General features: G+C 49.4%; 11 protein-coding genes. 5 read left to right on the top strand and 6 right to left on the bottom strand.

Going from position 1 to position 17,513, the window contains the following annotated elements; genetic code table 11:
- The first annotated feature begins 128 nt into the window (after positions 1-128).
- From DV709_RS05740 to DV709_RS05725, 4 genes are all read left to right on the top strand, one after another.
- A complete protein-coding gene (locus tag DV709_RS05740) occupies positions 129-581 on the top strand; it encodes a type II toxin-antitoxin system VapC family toxin (RefSeq protein ID WP_117592519.1) in 453 nt (150 codons plus the stop codon).
- 300 nt (positions 582-881) lie between these two features.
- The gene (locus DV709_RS05735) at positions 882-3,479 is read left to right on the top strand and encodes a PD-(D/E)XK nuclease family protein (RefSeq protein WP_117592518.1); all 2,598 of its coding nucleotides are present in this window, start codon (positions 882-884) and stop codon (positions 3,477-3,479) included.
- On the top strand, positions 3,476-6,352 hold the full coding sequence (locus DV709_RS05730) for a UvrD-helicase domain-containing protein (RefSeq protein WP_117592515.1): 2,877 nt from the start codon (positions 3,476-3,478) through the stop codon (positions 6,350-6,352). The genes DV709_RS05735 and DV709_RS05730 overlap by 4 nt, the downstream gene beginning before the upstream one ends.
- Positions 6,353-6,858: 506 nt before the next feature.
- Positions 6,859-7,221 carry a hypothetical protein gene (locus DV709_RS05725; protein WP_157972655.1) on the top strand — a complete coding sequence of 121 codons (363 nt, stop codon included), beginning with the start codon at positions 6,859-6,861 and terminating at the stop codon, positions 7,219-7,221.
- A 909-nt stretch (positions 7,222-8,130) separates the two neighbouring features.
- On the opposite strand, the gene DV709_RS17630 is transcribed toward DV709_RS05725, so the two are convergent.
- On the bottom strand, positions 8,131-8,508 hold the full coding sequence (locus tag DV709_RS17630; RefSeq protein ID WP_157972654.1) for a hypothetical protein: 378 nt from the start codon (positions 8,506-8,508) through the stop codon (positions 8,131-8,133).
- Between the two features lie 550 nt (positions 8,509-9,058).
- Between DV709_RS17630 and DV709_RS05720 the strand changes: the two genes are divergently transcribed.
- Positions 9,059-9,421, top strand: coding sequence for a 7-cyano-7-deazaguanine reductase (locus DV709_RS05720; protein ID WP_117592511.1), 363 nt, complete (start codon positions 9,059-9,061; stop codon positions 9,419-9,421).
- Positions 9,422-9,442: 21 nt separating this feature from the next.
- On the opposite strand, the gene DV709_RS05715 is transcribed toward DV709_RS05720, so the two are convergent.
- The 5 genes from DV709_RS05715 to DV709_RS05685 form a co-directional block, all read right to left on the bottom strand.
- On the bottom strand, positions 9,443-9,916 hold the full coding sequence (locus DV709_RS05715; RefSeq protein WP_117592509.1) for a GNAT family N-acetyltransferase: 474 nt from the start codon (positions 9,914-9,916) through the stop codon (positions 9,443-9,445).
- A 37-nt stretch (positions 9,917-9,953) separates the two neighbouring features.
- Complete coding sequence (locus tag DV709_RS05710) at positions 9,954-11,117, bottom strand: ATP-binding protein (RefSeq protein ID WP_117592507.1); 1,164 nt, start codon at positions 11,115-11,117, stop codon at positions 9,954-9,956.
- Between the two features lie 13 nt (positions 11,118-11,130).
- Positions 11,131-12,240 (bottom strand): hypothetical protein, encoded by a 1,110-nt coding sequence (locus DV709_RS17625; RefSeq protein ID WP_157972653.1) that lies wholly within the window; start codon positions 12,238-12,240, stop codon positions 11,131-11,133.
- Between the two features lie 10 nt (positions 12,241-12,250).
- Positions 12,251-16,204 (bottom strand): hypothetical protein, encoded by a 3,954-nt coding sequence (locus DV709_RS05700; RefSeq protein ID WP_232819696.1) that lies wholly within the window; start codon positions 16,202-16,204, stop codon positions 12,251-12,253.
- A 469-nt stretch (positions 16,205-16,673) separates the two neighbouring features.
- Positions 16,674-17,513, bottom strand: a complete 840-nt coding sequence (locus DV709_RS05685; protein WP_117592497.1) for a hypothetical protein — start codon at positions 17,511-17,513, stop codon at positions 16,674-16,676.

Here is a 17,513-nt window from a genome sequence, read left to right as displayed (position 1 = left end):
AGCGATATCCGGTTGGTTCGACAACTTCCTGAACTACACACCCTCACCTCTGGGAAATCTCGTGACGAATGGGGCGACAAAGCCTTTCGTGACGCAGGCGAGTCGACGTTCGGAGGTAGGTAGCTGAAATGCGGATTCTCCCCGATCTCAACGCACTCGCAATTCAGTTGATTGACGACCATCCTGGCCATCCCTACATCGCAGAACATCTCGTCCCCGCGCTAACGGGAGAAGAGACACTCTTGATGTTCGGATATCTCCCACTCCGTGTTCAGTGGGTGCTCGAGGATATCGGGTTTGAGACGATCGATGCGCGAAATGCGGTGACATCGTTACTGCAGTATCCGATGGAATCTGTGACAGTGATGCCCGATACTATCCTCACCGCATACGAAATCAGCGCAGAGAAGAATCACGATGTCTACGACTGCTTCTATCTAGCCCTTGCAAGAGAAGCAGATGCTGACCAACTCGTTACGACAGACCGAGACTTCGAAGACCTCTGTGTTGACGAATCGTTCGAGTATGTGAATCCAGTACCCGAGGAAATTCTCTCGGAATTCTATACGGTCAGTAACTAATGTCGAGGCATTCGAACGAACAGACTTAGCCGAGTTTTTCTGGGATGACACGAACGCTTCCAGACTAGAAGGGTCAAGATTAGATTAGCCAATGAGTCTTAATCGGGCAGTTGACGAAGCACTCGCGGCATGTAGTATGTCGCGTAGTGAGCAGGCTGAGGAAACGGGGCGAACAGTCGCCGCGCACCAAGACTAACCGATAGACCTTGAATCCGAATAGCAAGAGCAGCCGACGACGCCCTCAGAATCCGTACCAGAATACACGACAGTTTTATGTGATTTCTCTGGACTATTCGGTTAGTGCCACTCTCACGTGCAAAGTCTATCGACCACCTCTACGCTGCAGTCAAAGACCATGACTTGGTCATCGTCCCTGACGCACCGCTTGCAAGTGCACTCAACGGACGACTTGACAGACCCCATTTTGGTGACTTAGCAACCACACCACGTCGACTCGCTTTTGGTCGACGCGAACAGGCTGAGGATCGTCTCGCGTTTCTTGACGTCGTCAACTCCACCGACCTCAATTGGAAAGAGACCGCCTATATCGTCGGGAACATCCTCCAGTGCTGGGAACACACCGGACGCTTGGATGCGATATTAGAGTACGAAGCGTTCGACACCGAAGCTACACGCACGATTGTCGAAACCTTCGAATCGCTTGAGACGACATCTCGAAGCCTTTCTGAAGACAAGATTGACGAAGAGGTGGACGTCGCCGTTGTTGAGCCTGCACAACTGACAACACTCGAACGCTCAATCCTCCCAACTGAGTACGACACCTACGATGTACTCGATGGTAAGCCGTTTGAGCATCCACCCTTCCGTATCTTCGACTCACCAACAGCCATCGTTGAGACGCTGCTCGAGACGATTGATGAAGAAAACGCCGAAGAGATTGCAATCGTTCTCGACGCACAAAGCGAGTATTCGCCGCTCGTTGAATCTGCGTTTGAGGCGGAAGACATTCCGTTCTATGGTGGGGCCGGATTCACCGACGAAGCAGACCACCGGGCATTCTTACAGCTGCTTCGTGCGACCTTCACCGGATCGAATACCCGAGTATCCGAAGTACGACCTGCATTGGAGCGACTCGGTATCTCGATTGATATTGAGCACAACGGCAAACGGGTCTCCACGCTTGCTTTAGACGAACTTGAACCATACGAGTCCTTCTGCACGCAGACCGAGGACGCAACGATCAGTGAGGCTCTGAGTGCCTTTGAGAGACTTGCTGAGTGCGAGTTGGAGACGTTCCACGAGGAACTGGAGACGTTGGGTATTGACGACATGCCAGTCTCCTCTGAGTCGTTAGACAAACTCGACTTCTATCTGCAGACGTATGAAGTTCCGATTGAGCGTGAGAATGAGGGTGTGTTGCTTGCAGATGCAAAATCTGCGGCGTTCGTGGGTCGACCACTCGTATTCTATCTCGGGCTTGACGAAGGCTGGACGCACTCGTCGCCGCGTCGTCCATGGGTCGACCGTGACGAAGAATTTGAGCGCAACATTCGGCAGTTCCAGCAACTCATCCAAAGCGGCGTCGACCAACACTACCTCGTCCAAGACACAGCAGGTGCAACCCCTGTTACGCCGTGTTTGTACTTCGACGAACTCCTCGAGGAGTCATTCGAGCAGTTCAGCGACCTCCCATCATCACAGTACCATTCGCGTGTTAAGAGAAATGAGGTTGGGTTTACGCGAGAACCTGTGGATGTGGACGTAGAGACTGTGGGGTCGATTTCGCAGTCGAGTCTCAACTCGTATACGAACTCACCGCGCGACTACTTCTTTAGCCGACTCGTCGACAACCCCGACAAAGACTACTTCAAAGAAGGAAATCTGTTCCACGACTTTGCTGAATGCTATGTCAACGACCCATCGTTCGTGGATGGTCGGTTAGATGATGTGGTTGAATGGATGCTCTCGGAGACAGAAGCGTTCTATCACGACGTCAACGACGCGGTGCGCCGAACGAAGTACAAGATTGGATTGGAGACGATCATCGAGTACTTGGATGCAAATCAGCCAACACACGACCATCTCGTGACTGCAGACGGCGGCTGGAAATCAAACGCCGTCGCAGAACAGTTCGGTGTGGAGCTCTCCTCACCGTTGACTGAGCGATGGTTCGAAAACGATGAACTCGGCGTGAAGGGTAAAATCGATCTGCATCACGAGCCAACGCAACTATTGGACTACAAGAGTGGGTCGAAGAAGTCGGCATACAGTATCGTGAAGCACTCGGCCAGCGATCCACCGACTGACAAAGCAAACTTTCAGGCGCTGCTGTACTTGATGCACCTGCGATCGGAACAACCAGGTGAAGAGCTTGAGTTCACGTTCTTCCATTTCCTTGAGAACCTAGATGACGTCGTTGCGGGCAACGGGAACCTCGCAGATACGTTGACGACGGTCACGTACTATCCACAGACCTTCGACGACTATGTCGGGACCGAAGCCGCCTACGACGTGCTCTTGGACGGCTACAAAGACTGCAGTCAAACATTCGGCAACCTTGGGCTGGATGCGTACTGTGAGATTATGGGTGAGCTCACGTTCCCAGAGACGCGTGTGAAATCAGAGCTACGGGAGTCGGAGTTCGCCACACAGTTCGAGTCGCTGGTCTCGGATGCGACGAGTGACGTCGATGCCGAGAAGGGCTGTGACCAAGCAATTCGAGCGTTGAATGGCGTGCGAAAGAAGAACTTTTTCAAGGAAGATTTGGATGCCTTCGAGATCTTCGTCGAGGAGTGCCTGGCTGACCTCAACGACTGTCGGACAGAGGGCGAGCGCTTCCCAGTTGAGGGGCATGCTAGTGAGCCAAACTATCGCTACGTCGACCACCGTGATTTGCTGCTTGAAATGAACGACCATCTGACGGAGGCTGAACAATGACGAGTCCGAACGAGCAACAGCGAGCGCTCATCGACCAGACTGACGGGCTCTATCTCGTCGACGCCGGCGCTGGTACTGGAAAGACGTTCACTGTCACGCGACGCTACGCGAACATCGTCGACCAGGATGGGGTTGAGCCAGACGATGTGCTGTTGCTTACGTTTACGAACAATGCAGCGGGTGAGATGCGCGATCGGATCGTCAGCCATTGTGAGTATGGAATGCGAACGCTTCGAGACGCTCCCATCCAGACGTTCCATAGTCTCTGTCACGACATCCTCGAAGAACACGGCGTCGACGCACCAACCTACCTCGGAATCGATGACCGAATCACGGACTCGACTCGGCTCATTAGTGACGAACTCGTCGAAGAGGCACTGTTCACTGAGTTCTATGACCAGTTCGTAGACGAACACTCGGAGTACAGCGATTACTTCCGGGTGGTGTCGGATCCGTCTGAGTTACTGGGGTTGATTCGCCAGCTTACTGCGAAAGGGGTCTTCCCGACCGCGGATGGCTGGTATCGAAATGGTGAGCGAGCACTCAACGGTGATTTTGATGCATTCAAGTCGATCTTTGACTCATATAACGAGCCTCGCAATGGCGGGCGAAAGCAGTCGAAGCTGCGCAAGAAGCTTGGACGATACGGGAAGAACAAATGTTATCTCCCGGACGCGCCAGAGAAGGGTGAAATAAGGGGAGATCGGACAAAGCAGATTCCAGAGGACGTTGCAGCACGTGTCTTTGACGTCGATCGGTCTTCGCTCAAGTCGTTCGTCCACGACCTCTACTACGAGTATCTCGAATTCGCACTGCGGCGAAACTACCTGAACTTCGGGTTCCTACAGCTCTTCGCGTTTGTACTGCTATGTGAGAATCATCGACTCCGAGATGAGATTACGTTTGAGTACATGATGATCGACGAGTTCCAGGACTCCAGTGAGATTCAATTCAAACTCGCCCTCCTGCTTTCTGGGACGAAGAACCTCTGTGTCGTCGGTGACTGGAAACAAAGCATCTACAGCTTCCAGTACGCTGCCGTTGAGAACATTACTGAGTTCGAGACGCGATTGTCTGTGTTCATCGACGAACTCAATGAGGACTACGGCCGGGTTGAGTTCGAACCTACGCCAATTGAGACGATTGAGCTGGTAGAGAACTATCGTTCGACCCAGGAGATTCTCGACTTTTCCGAGAGCGGGCTCTTAGTTCCGGCTGCAAGTAGTGATGAGGTCAATACGGCCTCGGTGCGTGATCGGATTGTCTCGCTGTCGTCGAACTCGACGTATGAACAGTCACGGATCGAAGCGATCCACGCCGAAGACGAACACGAAGCGATACTGGGGCAGATTCAAGAAATCGTCGGCAACGACGAGTATGCTGTCGAGGAAGAGGGGTCGCTTCGTCCACCGAGCTATGAGGATATCGCGGTGCTCACGCGAACGCGTGACTTTGGTCGGGAACTCCAGCGTGTCGCCGATGAGTATCGACTCCCAATAGCGTATGAGGGTGGGATCGAACTCTTCCAGACTAATCAAGCGAAACTACTGCTCGCATGGCTGCGAATCCTGGAGGGGGATACTGAGCGAGGTTGGGCTGTCGTCTTAGAGCAGGCTGGGTATTCACTCGATGAAATTGCTCACATCCTGGAGACAGAGGAGTATCCGTCTGCGATGGTATCGTTCAAGCAGTCGCTTGACTCACTTGGGACGGTTGGCGCTGTTTCTCGACGTGTCTTCTCGAAATATGGGTATACGGGTGAGATTGCAGACACCGTCCTACAGACGATTCAGTCCGTCCACAACGAGACCATGCTCACCCGTGGCGACCTCATTCGATTCATCGAACGTGGAATCGAGAACGGAACCATTCACGAGGTGAACGTGAACGCCGATATGGATTCGGTGACGGTACAGACGATTCACGCCGCGAAAGGCCTCGAATATCCGATTGTGATCGTTGCGAACATGAATGATGGGCGCTTCCCGCCTCGCGGGAGTAGCAGTTCGGTGGTTTCGTACCAGGACCCAGTCGGGCTACGCCAACGCAAGCAGTTTGCTGAGCACGATGGACTGGCACATATTTACGACGACTGGCAGACAGACGTCCTGAAGAAATGTTTACCTCGTGAGTACGACGAAGAACGCAGGTTGCTGTATGTGGCTATTACGCGAGCAGAGAGTCACGTCCTGTTTTCGGCCGGAGAGAATCCAAACATGTTCCTTGAGGAACTACCCGTGGGGGTGGAGTATGTTGAGCCAGAGGTGTCTGTGGCTGTGGTGGACGAGCGTGAAGACGTTTCGTTGAAGATAGAGGTTCCAGCGGCTGCTGGGCCAGACCGACAGTCACCACACTCGATCATGCGCGACGACGTCTTCGAGGACATTACAGAGGGGATGGGGACCGAATTCGGTGACGAAGTACACGAGTTCGCAGAAGCCTATGCGAACGGTGAGGATGTGACGATTCCTGATGACGAGGAAACGCCCGACAAGGCAAACGTTGTCTCGTTAATCGACTCGCTTGATGGAGAGTTGATTGCTGAAGAAAATGCCTATCTTCCCCTGGATCTCGATGGAGAACAGGTCACCATCTCTGGGATCACTGATTTAGTTCATGTGTTACCGGATCGAGTCGAGATAATCGACTACAAGACCGATCGTGGTCGACATGCGGAATCTGAGTATCGAAAGCAGCTCAGCGTGTACTATCACGTGATGGGGCAAGTCTATCCAGACCGTGAGGTTTCGGCATCAATCTACTACACTGCTACCGGTGACGTGGTTGAAATAGCGCCAATGACTCAAGAAAACCTTATAGAGGAAGTGAGAGGTATAGAAGTTGAGCAACAGGGCATAGCAGCCACAGACTAATATCCATTGAATAAATTAGTGAGGGTGTTCGAGTTACACTCTTTGAACTAATAACTACAGAATCAGCGTTAGGTAGTTTCCAGCGGCAAAAACACTTATTCATGGCCAAGAATACAATATCCATAAGCAATATTTACAAGATCGACTTTTTAGTCCAATATCTACCGGTTCTTAGCGTTTAGTGTAATGAGACACATTTATTGAGTCCCCCTCTACGAACATTTCTGGAACCTGGAGTGCTCTCGAGGGTAATATCAAACAATAAGCAGCTGGTAAGATCCACTTACGCTTAAATCACTAAACACAAGTGGACTGACCCACCCCTACACTGTCAACTAACCACGAACCCTTCACAAACTACGTTCCAACGCTTTTCACTGCTTCCAGGACTACCAACACACTCCGCATCCGGCCTGTACCTCGAAGATCTCTCGACCGACCCCACTCAAATGCGTTTTCTAATCTTCAGCGACAGCTTCATGAAGATCGTTTATATTAGTGAGTGTATGATTGATCCTGCGCTGCACGAAGAGGGGGGCGTGACAGTACTCGAGCTATACGAAACCACTCGCAAACGAACGAAGGTTGGCTCCATAGCCGAAGCGATCCCGCTCGTAAAGAAGGCGAGGCAAGGAGAATCTGTCTGCCAGAAAATTATCAGCCGCGATGGCACCGTTGTTTATAACTCCGACCGAAACGGCGATATCGAACACTGGGAAGCGGAATGGAAACTAGAGATGAAGGGCCTTTCATCATCAAAAACAGTTCGTCGGTGCCCGTACCTGAATTCTGGGTGTGTTGGTGACGACCTCTGCATGGAATGCTTGATGGATAAAAAGATCGAGGAATACAGTACGACTGGGTACTAGCTCACTATCGATATGAGCACACGGCCTTCAATATAGAACTCTGAACCGAGATCCATTACAGAAATCTCTGCCATTCTTCGTACCGTAGTCACCGGTGCCACAGTCCACATAGACTGACTGCAGGCTGGTAAAATACAGTGGCCTTACGCCATCAGCAGGTACCTACATAAACCAAATCATGAACAACTCTAAGCCTCCCCTACTCACTCAGTGGTCCTAGAACATCCCCTGAGGATGCTATTGAGACCTTTCTTGTCTCTAAAAGCAAGGCCAGAGTTGGTGGCACCTACAGTGATACCGCACGCTCAGTTCTTGCTCGATGATTAAATTGGTCACATGAGCGTGGAATTCAGACAGTAGACCACGTTGACAAACATGTACTAGGAAACTACGCACAGTATCTCAAATAGTGAGTACAGACTGATGCTATCGCGGCCAGTAGCGCACATGCGTACTACAGCATCGTCTCTGCGTTATTCTCATGGTGCGTCCACCGCGACCTATTCGATTCAAATCCCACCCGCAAGCATGCTGTTCGTAGCGAACTTTCGGAAGACTCCTCTGACAACAGACAGCAATTCTGGTCGCCATCAACGAGAAATCGCATTGTCCACTCGTCTCCAACCGGCTGCAAAAACAACGACGGCGACGACTTTCCCATTTGACAATAAGTGCGAAAGGTGATTAGACAAAGTCGTTGCGTCTCGTCGTAGCGTCAACCGAGAACAGATCTTGCCCCCTGAACACGAAACCACCCAATGAGGTCCCTCGGAATATAGCACTAATCGAGAGAGAAGACAGCGGCTCAGAGGAAGTGGAATCAGAGTACAGTCCCGCTGTGATGCCCCTGTGTCGCGTTGAGTAGGTGTCGATCCGTCCTAAAATTTGAGAGCCGCACGCACCTCGGCACTATGGGAGTTTGTGATCGCGCGGAGAAATTTCCACATCGTGTGAAACGTTTGCATCTGATCGGCTAAACGAGAATACCTTGTTCAAATTTCCATCCTCTGATTCGACGATCGTTGTCGTTGATCGGTCAGTTAGGCGGAATATTCCATAATGAGTGTAGCCTTCTGACGAGAGGGGCGCTAAGTCAGCATGACCAGTATTCTCAAGTTTGCCGAACTCTATCAATTTGCCCTCATGATTTGCATCACCCTTTTTCCGGTGATAAACGAGTTTGTACCATATCGTCTCATCATCGTCATTGGAAACTTTTCTTTCAAAATCATTCAGTTCAGTCAGTAGGAGATCTATGTCCCTTTCCCCGCTCTCGGTTTCAGCCATCATCGACAAGTAGAAATTGAGCGCATATTGTTCTGTTGTTTGTATCACTCTTTTCACAAACCAGGCGATAGAGACGTGTTGGAACAGGATTGCAAAAAATGGACAGATATCAAGCGATCTTTAGCAGGGAACCCTTCCCCTGATATCCTTCTTGGATTATTTTTGTCCTCGATGATCGGCGTCTTTCTAGGAGTACTCCTCATGATGAAATTCACGAACAGTTCAAAATGACAGGTTCGGTATGTTTGTGGTCCATACAGGTGAAGAGCCTTGTTTAGACGCTCGAGATAGCGGCGGTTGGTTGCTCTGTCGGGTGGACAGCACCCATTCGTGAGTGACTCTCACCCCCATTTTGTTGGTTGTCAAAAGGTCATAGAGGATGAACTGTACCGCGTCTAAACAAGGCCCAGGTGAAGAGTATCTGAATGACATACAGATTGTATTCCGAGAGTAACCCTGTAGAACCCACAATTGCTGAGTTGTTCAAGCTGACCAGTCGATCTTTTTCACAAAGCAAAAGAGTAACTAGTCGAAGCAGTCCATAGAGACTATGACCAACGACAACGCGACTTTAGAAACATTTGACGCTCCAACTGCGAACGCAGATCAAATTTACAAATTTGAGACTTCTGAACTATCTGCTCTTTGCCCATTCGACTTTGGAGGACCAGACTATTATGAGATGACACTCATCTACTCACCAAACAATCTTGCTATAGAGAGTAAAAGTCTCAAGAAGTATCTCGAGGCATTCCGAGATGTTGAAATTACGGCTGAAGAATTGGGTGCCGAAATGTACGAGTCTCTGGTAAATGCTATTGAACCAAATCATCTCTACCTGAGGCTCGAACAAGCTAGACGGGGAGGTATCGAAGAGACCGTAGAACTTGGAGACAAACACCTTAGAGAGTAAGGTTGGCAGGGATATGTTTTCTTAGAGTGATTTTTCTACGCGGAGCATTGGTCTTCCATTTTTCGTGCTCCATTTTTTCTGCGTTTTGTAGCCACAAGCATGCCAGAATGAGACTGCAGGGGATTTCTCCGCTACGTCGGCAATCATCGCTTTCTTTTCACACTCCTTCGCAAAGCCCTCTGCTGCGTCGCAAAGCTGTTTTCCAATCCCACAGTCTCTATAATCCAGGTCTACAGCTACGAGACGAATTTGTGCCTCGTGCGGCTCAAGCACGCGCGATTCACACCACACCATGAGTCCCCCTATGATTGTGTTGTCACCAGAATTAACTGTATAAAATAGCTCACGATCGTCTCGCTCAAATGCACGCTCGACCGTCGCTCGATGAGTGAACCAATGAAGTTCTTTCTTGATGGTCGGGGAATTAAAGAAGTTAAGAAGAAACTCAATGGTTTCCGGTTCTGAAGCCGATAAGACAGGAAATTCGTCAGACATCGGTAGAACGAGACAACGGAGGACTCAACAAAATAGGCTACGCTTCGCCTCCCCCATGCTGGCTTTTACGAGGACGCATTTTGACCATTCTTACTGTCTCTTCGTCGTCATTTACGTAGACTGCTTCTCCAATACCATCCAGATTTCGTACAAAAGTCTTCAATTCACTTCCCATGTAATCTTGGCTAAGCTTGTTCAGTGAACTCATGTCTTCCTTCGTTGTAATCTTGTGACAAAGAATAATGTCGCACTGTGAGAGGAGCTCACTATCTACTGCAGAAGGTTGCTGTGATGCGACGACCATCGAGAGACCAGGTTGGCGTCCCTCTTTGACCCATCGAATCAAAGTATCTTTGGCGAGAGAGGAGCCGCTACTCGGAACGAAGTTGTGAGCCTCGTCGATAAACATCCAAACTTTTGGTATATTCGTTGGGAGATTCAACTCCTCACGTCTACGAGCTTCGACGCGTTGTCGGAAGATGTTACGCGCGAGAACGTCAACAACTAGGTTTCGGAGACCGTATTTCCCTGGCTCGATAACACTTAAATCCAACACGTTGATACGATCAACATCAATTGTATCCCAAATATTCTCGTAGCGATCGGTGAACACGTCCCACTGACCAGCCATATGCAGACGGTTGATGAGCGCCTCTCGCGTCCGTTCGCCTGCGTTTCCATCTAATTCGACTTTATGAATGATATCATCTAAGAAGAACTCATCTTCTTCTTCATTCAGTTGCCGTACCGCTCGGTAGAGGGTGATACCCATTGGCTTGTTGATGTTTAAATCGAACAAATCACACCAATTGTCGGGTGAAAGGTCAGAGGGGTTGAGACCAAGAGAGTTGACATCGATGTTGCGGCGTTGAAGTTCTTCCAATACTTCTCGTCCGTAGCGATCCTCTGGATTGCCTGGGACCAGAAGGTTGATTGGGAATTCCTCTGGTGATAGACCCCAGTCCCAGAGTAGTTGCTCTTGGCTTTCATTTCCACTGGCCATCGTCCAGTAGATGCCCATTGGGTCGATAACGAGGGGAACGATCTCCCGGGTTTCAGTGTGGATTTCCTCAATGAGGTCGCCCATCGAGTAACTTTTCCCAGTGCCTCGTTTCCCGCAGGCGAGCACAGTACGTGCACGTTCTGCGCTGATGTAGGCGTCTTCTCCTGATTCCTGATCTTCGCCGATGAATAATTGCATTTTTGTGGTCTCCTTACTTCGAAACCTCTACAAATGGGATAATAGACTCATGATATGAAAATCCGCCAGAGACTGCAACCTCGTCATCCTGGAGTGGGCGAGTGAGGAATGGCTTCGCAAGTCCCGTCACTGTATTGCCCTGTGCAGTCCGCTTTGTAAGTCCATGTTCGGTATCATGCTGCGTTTCGATATATCGCGGATGATGTGTTTCCGAATCATCTATTATTCGCCAGGTATCTTCAATGTGCTCCTGCCAGAGAAGACCATGACCCGCGGTGAGGAAGATTTGGGCCGTCTCTGTTATGGTCTCCAAGAGTTTTTGAAGTCGAACAGTATCGTCTATGAGTTCTTTCGCAGCTTCATTCCTGTCAAGCACATCTGGATAGGTATCACGAGAGAGACCGTCACGAACGATTTGGATGTACGTCTTTGAGGTAACAGACCCTTCTGTCTCGATCTCCTTGAGTATCGTATCGAAAGATTCGCCTCGCACAATATTCCGTTCGTTCATAGATGTGAATGCAGAAGTTGGTTCGGTACTCTCATTCTGACTCCACTGCAGATAGCCTTGATGTGAAAGATAGCCCTTTCTTGTGGCCATCATAGAGTGCACTGATTCGATTGACGTTCCATAGAAGAGACGACGGAACCCTTCTGATGTCGTAGTCGCTCCATCCGCAAAAACAGGCAGTGTCTCGGTTTCCAACGGCCAATAATCGCTAACTTGCTGTATGGTCTCAAAAGAGAGGCCATCTACTGCAAGAAGTACAACAACCTCTGCCGATGACTTCTCTACAACGAGGTTTTTTATCTGAGATTGTATCTGTAACGAATCCCGCAATTGATCATGGTCATCTGGGGAGGACCAATCGATAACCGAGTCCAACTCTGATGTGAGTGGGTTAAAGTCACACTCTAAGTTGGTGTATTTAGGCGAACGTTCGGTACTGTCGATAATCACATCCGATTCAAACAGATAATCTGGGTCGAAGAGGTTTTCCTCGAAGGACTGGACGTTCGAGTAAATTTCGTAGTCGGTAAAGTAAACCGAGGAGACTGGCGGGAGATCAACAATAACCGGCTCTTTGTGAGCTAACGACCGAATCTCCTCGTATGTCGCCATCTATGTCTCTCTATCTTCGTCGACTTGAGATTTGGATGTCGACTTGGTTGAGTTGGAACAGTTCATTGATTCTCTCGAGGAGAGTCTCGGGATCTATTTCTTCACCACGGCCATGGAAGTCCATTAGGAGCTTCTTGAATTGGACTTTATCGCGCTCTTGGATTTCCTCGAGTAATTCTTTGAGGTCAGTGTCTGTAGGCTCTTTTTCAGCAAGGAACTCTCGAGACTCACTCCGGAGGTCGTTCGCTCCTGTGAGGATTTCGTTGCCTTCCTCACCAAGTGTTGTCTCGTCACCGATCTGTTCATACGTGAATCGACTGAGTTCTTGCTCAAGTTTCTCCTTTCGACGCTGTAGCTGGCCTATTTGATCACTTACCGTCGACGGATTCTCATCGAGATGCGAACCAGCCCCCACAATGCGCGCATATTCCAGATCCTGTTCGCTATTCTCGAGGTCCTTCACGATTTTCTCCAGAACTTGACTTGTGTAAGCCTCTCTGAAGTCAGACATGAGATCCTTGCGCGACTGATCAGGGTCGTCAATATTGAACTTCGCACGCCGAAGTCCTCGGGACCGTTGGCCAGTCGCTGTCTGAAGGATATCCTTCAATATCTCCTTCTTTTCGTCGAAGACTTCTCGACGCTCTCGTTTTCGCTGTGTGTAAGAGTTCTCTATCTGCTCGAGTCGCTGTGTGAAGGTCTTAACGTTCGTTATTGCGCCACTTGGATTGTTTGTGAGTTGCTCTGCAACATTGGCGATGAACTCCTCGATCTGATCTTCTTCCTCAATCTGATTGTCGAATACCTCGGAATACGAGATGATATTCCGTTTGACGTTCGCAGTTCGAGTTGTCAAGGATTTCCACTGTTTGAGTGCCTCGGCTTGATCAACAAGATCATCGCGTTCATCCTTGATATCAGAGAGAGTGCTATTGACGGAAGCGTTAGCTGTTTTCAGCTCTTCAGCATTTTCGATAATCGGGTCCGATTTCTCGCTGATTTCAGTAGAGAGTGTGTCATCTAGATCTGTGAGATCACGCTTGAGTCCGACGAATTTAGTTTTCAAGCGAGTGCGGACGTCGTTGAGGTTCCCTACGAAGCGGACTGCACCCTGGATTTCGTCGTCGACGTGACTAGGTGTGAACCCACGCCGTGTACGTTCAATCTCGCGTTGAGTATCCTGACACTCGCTCTTGTATTTGTTGTGAAGGTCCGCGACCACGTCATTCATCCGTTCGATGAACTGACGTGCATGAACATCGATTATTTCGAGTTGTTCACCGTCATCATTAGTGAGATTCTCGAGTTCATCCTTAGTGGTCTGGATCCATTCTCGATCTTCATCTCGGATTCGACCTTCGTCCAACTCGGAAATCCGGTCTACGAGGGATTCACACTGATCAACTCGACTAGAGACATCAGAGATCTCAATTTCAGTCTCAATGAGGGCAAGCTCGTTCTCGTCGTTGACTTCTAAGAGACCACGACTCCCCAAGAGTTGGCTTATAACTTCGACCTCTTCTTCACGATAACCACGCTCGTATGCAAGGTCGAGGAACTCACCGTAGCTGAGCGTTTCCTGCTGGTCTTCAAGCAAATTGATGATGTATTCTTCAAATGGGTGGAGTTTTGCTCGAGCGGTTGCATTTTGCCCATCCCATTCCTCGAGTTCGAGGAGGTTGGCGTACTGCTTTTTGACTCTCCCCCTGAACGCAGACGTCCCTTTGAGATTAAATCGACTCGCAAGATCTTTCTTTGTTGTCTCTAGTGGCGTGCTTCCACGGCGCAAAGAGACAGTGTCGAGGCTGTGGAGGAAGTTGATATAGTCACCAATAAGCTGAGAGTATTGGGTACTAACCAGGAGAGTTTCGTAGTCTTCGTATACTGATTTCATAGACTCCTCGAAGACTTTCTCCACAGTCTGTACACCCGCTCGGCGGATCTCGAAAGGAGCGTTGTGAATCAGTTCTTTGTCGAAGAGTTCATTGATCGCTTCGAGGACAAGTCGATCCTGAAGCGCTTCGAGATTCTGTTCCTCACTCGCATCTAACTCGAGGTCTTGCTCGTCGATGAATCGCGTGAGACTGAGCATGAGGAAAGGAGTTACTTCCTCTGGATTCATCGACTCACGCAAGTACTGAAGACCATTTGGCAGTTCCTCAAACTCCTTGAGGCCGTTCAGAACGAACGTATATTCGCGTTCAGAGACTTTCTCAATCCTTCCCTCGTCTTTTGACTGCCAATCAAGAACGAAGTTGAAGCCCACGTCAGGACTGTTGAATCCTGCACCAAGCTCATCGTGAAGACTTGAGACACTGCCACTATGCGACTGATCAGTCGCAATAAGACTGGCTACGCGTTTCGGATACCTACCGTTGAATGTCCCGGTAGTTTGAAGTTTGTATAACCGGCTATCGATAGGATCGAACCCACCTCCAGTTGCCCATCCAGTAAGGGTTCCTCGCTTTGACTCGAAGATCTTCTCATCAATGGCGTAATCAGCGAAAGCCTTCACAGCATATTTCGCGTTGACGTCGTCAGTGTCATACTGATTCCAAAACTGTCGAAGAAGATCCCGACGGACTGAACTTTGCTCATCGTCAGGGGTAACACCGGTCAAGACATACCCTTTTGATATCCACGTGAGGACGGCCCCATGAAGTTTCTTCTGAAGGTCAGAATACGTCTCGTCGACTCCATGCCGTTCAGCAACTTCGGAGGGGAGACCCTCCTGGGGAAAGACACCACACAGTTTTATCACTATTTTGTGGCTGTCAGTCTGTACCTCAGAGTGTTGTAATCCATCACGGATTGCAGACTGTATCTTCGCATTTTGGTCGTAGCGGACCTTTCCCTCATAGAACGCGTCTGCTAGGAGGACTGGTGTAAATGTCTCACCAGACTCTGAATTGAGATGGTCGGTGAGTGCAATTCGGAACAGATCAATCACCGTCCGTGGTCCTGCACTGAGATCTTGGCGAGAGCAGATTTCACCGATCGCATCTAGAGCATCTTCGGAGATTATCTCGTACTTTTTGTCCGAGAAACCGAACTCTGAGGAATAGCGCTCCCAAAGCTCCGCAGGGAAGTCTACCCCATATACGGTTTTGAGATTAACCGTGAGATTGTCACTCTGAAGACGTTGAACAACGTCGCCAGCTTGTGAGTCCAGCGTACTTTTCGTCGTGTCGGGCATAGAGACGATGAATCCGAAGCGAGCCGAGATTTTGGCCCCAGAGTGCATGTCGAAGACGAGGTCACGAAAGTCTGCCTCCGCATCCTGGCGACTCCGTGCGCCCTTGAAGTATTGCTGCAATTCGTCTGGAAGAATGACGAGACCCTCATAACCTGCTTCAAGAGCGAGTTCAGTACAATCGTTGAAGAAGTCAACAAGAGTAACCGGATCTACACTGAGATCGAGTCCTACCTCGCTTTCCATGTCGGAAAAGAGATCCTCAAGCTGCTCAAGGTCGAGTTTGCCGTATTTCGTCCCTTTCTCCTGAGCGTATTCCTCCAGCTCACGTTCGAGGTACTTTGCGTGGATCTCTTCGAGATCATCGACGTAGTCTGGGGCGTTTCTATCCAGCTCGTACCGCATCCATCCGTAGGTTGCATGCAATAGGTCCGAGAAACTCGTAAACGTGAACGGAGGTACTGCTATGATGTCTCGGTCAGAAAGGTTGCGCCAAATGTTGACAGCGGTGCTGGTCTTCCCGTACCCGTAGGGGGCGTAGATGAAACCTTTCGTTGGTGTGTCACTTTCAGTGATGGATGAATAAATGTTGTTTTCAAAATCAGAAGTATCACCCATCGAGATGTGGGTATTAGAGTATTGGCTGTAATCGTCATTCACTGCGTAGGGGTTGTCTACAAGGTCTCGAGAAGAATAGGTAGAGAGAATTCCATCGTCCCGATCAATCAGCTCCTTAAGCTTGTCAACGCGCTCTGTTGTTAGTGAACTCATGTATGTATCTTCGATGCGATATTCGTACTATGGTTCAGTCAATAAGCATATATGAAGTTTTCCGAATCAGTTCAAAGCATAGTAAGTAAATTAGTCAGTTAGTTTCAATCTTGGATAAATCTCATCTGCGGGTTGGTTTGTCACATACAAGAGAAAACTTACACCGTTAAGCTTCATGTAATTTCGAAGACGGCGCGTCGAAGATCGTTTATGGTCGCCATGATCCACAATCACTGACGTTTGTTTTGGTTGCTTCTCAGGGAAGGGATGATATTCCCAATTCTGGACTTCTTGCAATACCCAACACAGTACTGTCTTCCCAGCACCTGATGGTCCATAGAGATTGATTCGATGATGGCCTTCCTCACGAGCTGTGGATATCTGTTCTAATGCACTGGCCTGAGCTTCCGTGAGAAGTGACTCATCGAGTTGCCGCTTGAGATTATTTGTTGTACGTAGAAGTGAGGCTCTAGGTGAGGTCACTCAGATTCACCTCTTCGCGTAACCGTACACGCACGCGGTGATCAGATTCGACAGAGCAAGAGTCGTACCCAGCTGCAGTCTGTTCAATCATTTCGTCAATCGACTGGGGGGCAAGAAGACAGACTGTTCCAATAACTTCTTCAATCTCGTTGGAAAGTTCCAGCAAATCACCGTACGAGAGCGTCGGTGCAACCACTTCTGAACGGTAGATATAGTCAATTGCGGAGATGATGAGTTCTTCTCGCGCGTAGCTCCGAAGATCAATTACACCGCCTTCAATTACCGGAGGTTCGAGGACTTCGATGAATTTCTGATACCCATTGATACTCTTTCTACTGAAAGCACCCGGTTCACCGTCATCGAATCCTGGCCCAGTCATTTGATCAGATCGGTAAATGATATCATCTGCGAGATCTTGCTTGATATCCGAGAAAGATTCAATCGGAGCAGTATTGTAGAGAATATTTGAAACTTCGTAGTACGCCCAGGACATCATGTTGTTAGGACTCGGATTAATTCCATATACTGTTGAAAACCGAAAGTGGAGCATCTCATAGAACAATTGCTCATCATAGAGGAGAACGTCAACTAAGTCTCGCCCGAAGTCGGTCAGTTCTTGTCCATCTGATTCAGCTACGATACCCAAGCTTGAGAGGGTCGAAACCATGTTTTTCGTCGGAATTTCTCCGAGTTCGTATCCCTGCTGATACGCGTCAGTAATGACGTCTTCTTCTGACTCATATTCATACTGCTCAATCAAATCGAGATAATCCCGCATGGCCACGGGTCGTCGATCCCCGCCCTCTATGTGGATTTTGTTGGACAT

The sequence above is a fragment of the Haloprofundus halophilus genome (assembly GCF_003439925.1).
Lineage (GTDB): Archaea > Halobacteriota > Halobacteria > Halobacteriales > Haloferacaceae > Haloprofundus > Haloprofundus halophilus.
This window is presented reverse-complemented; position numbering and strand designations above follow the sequence as displayed.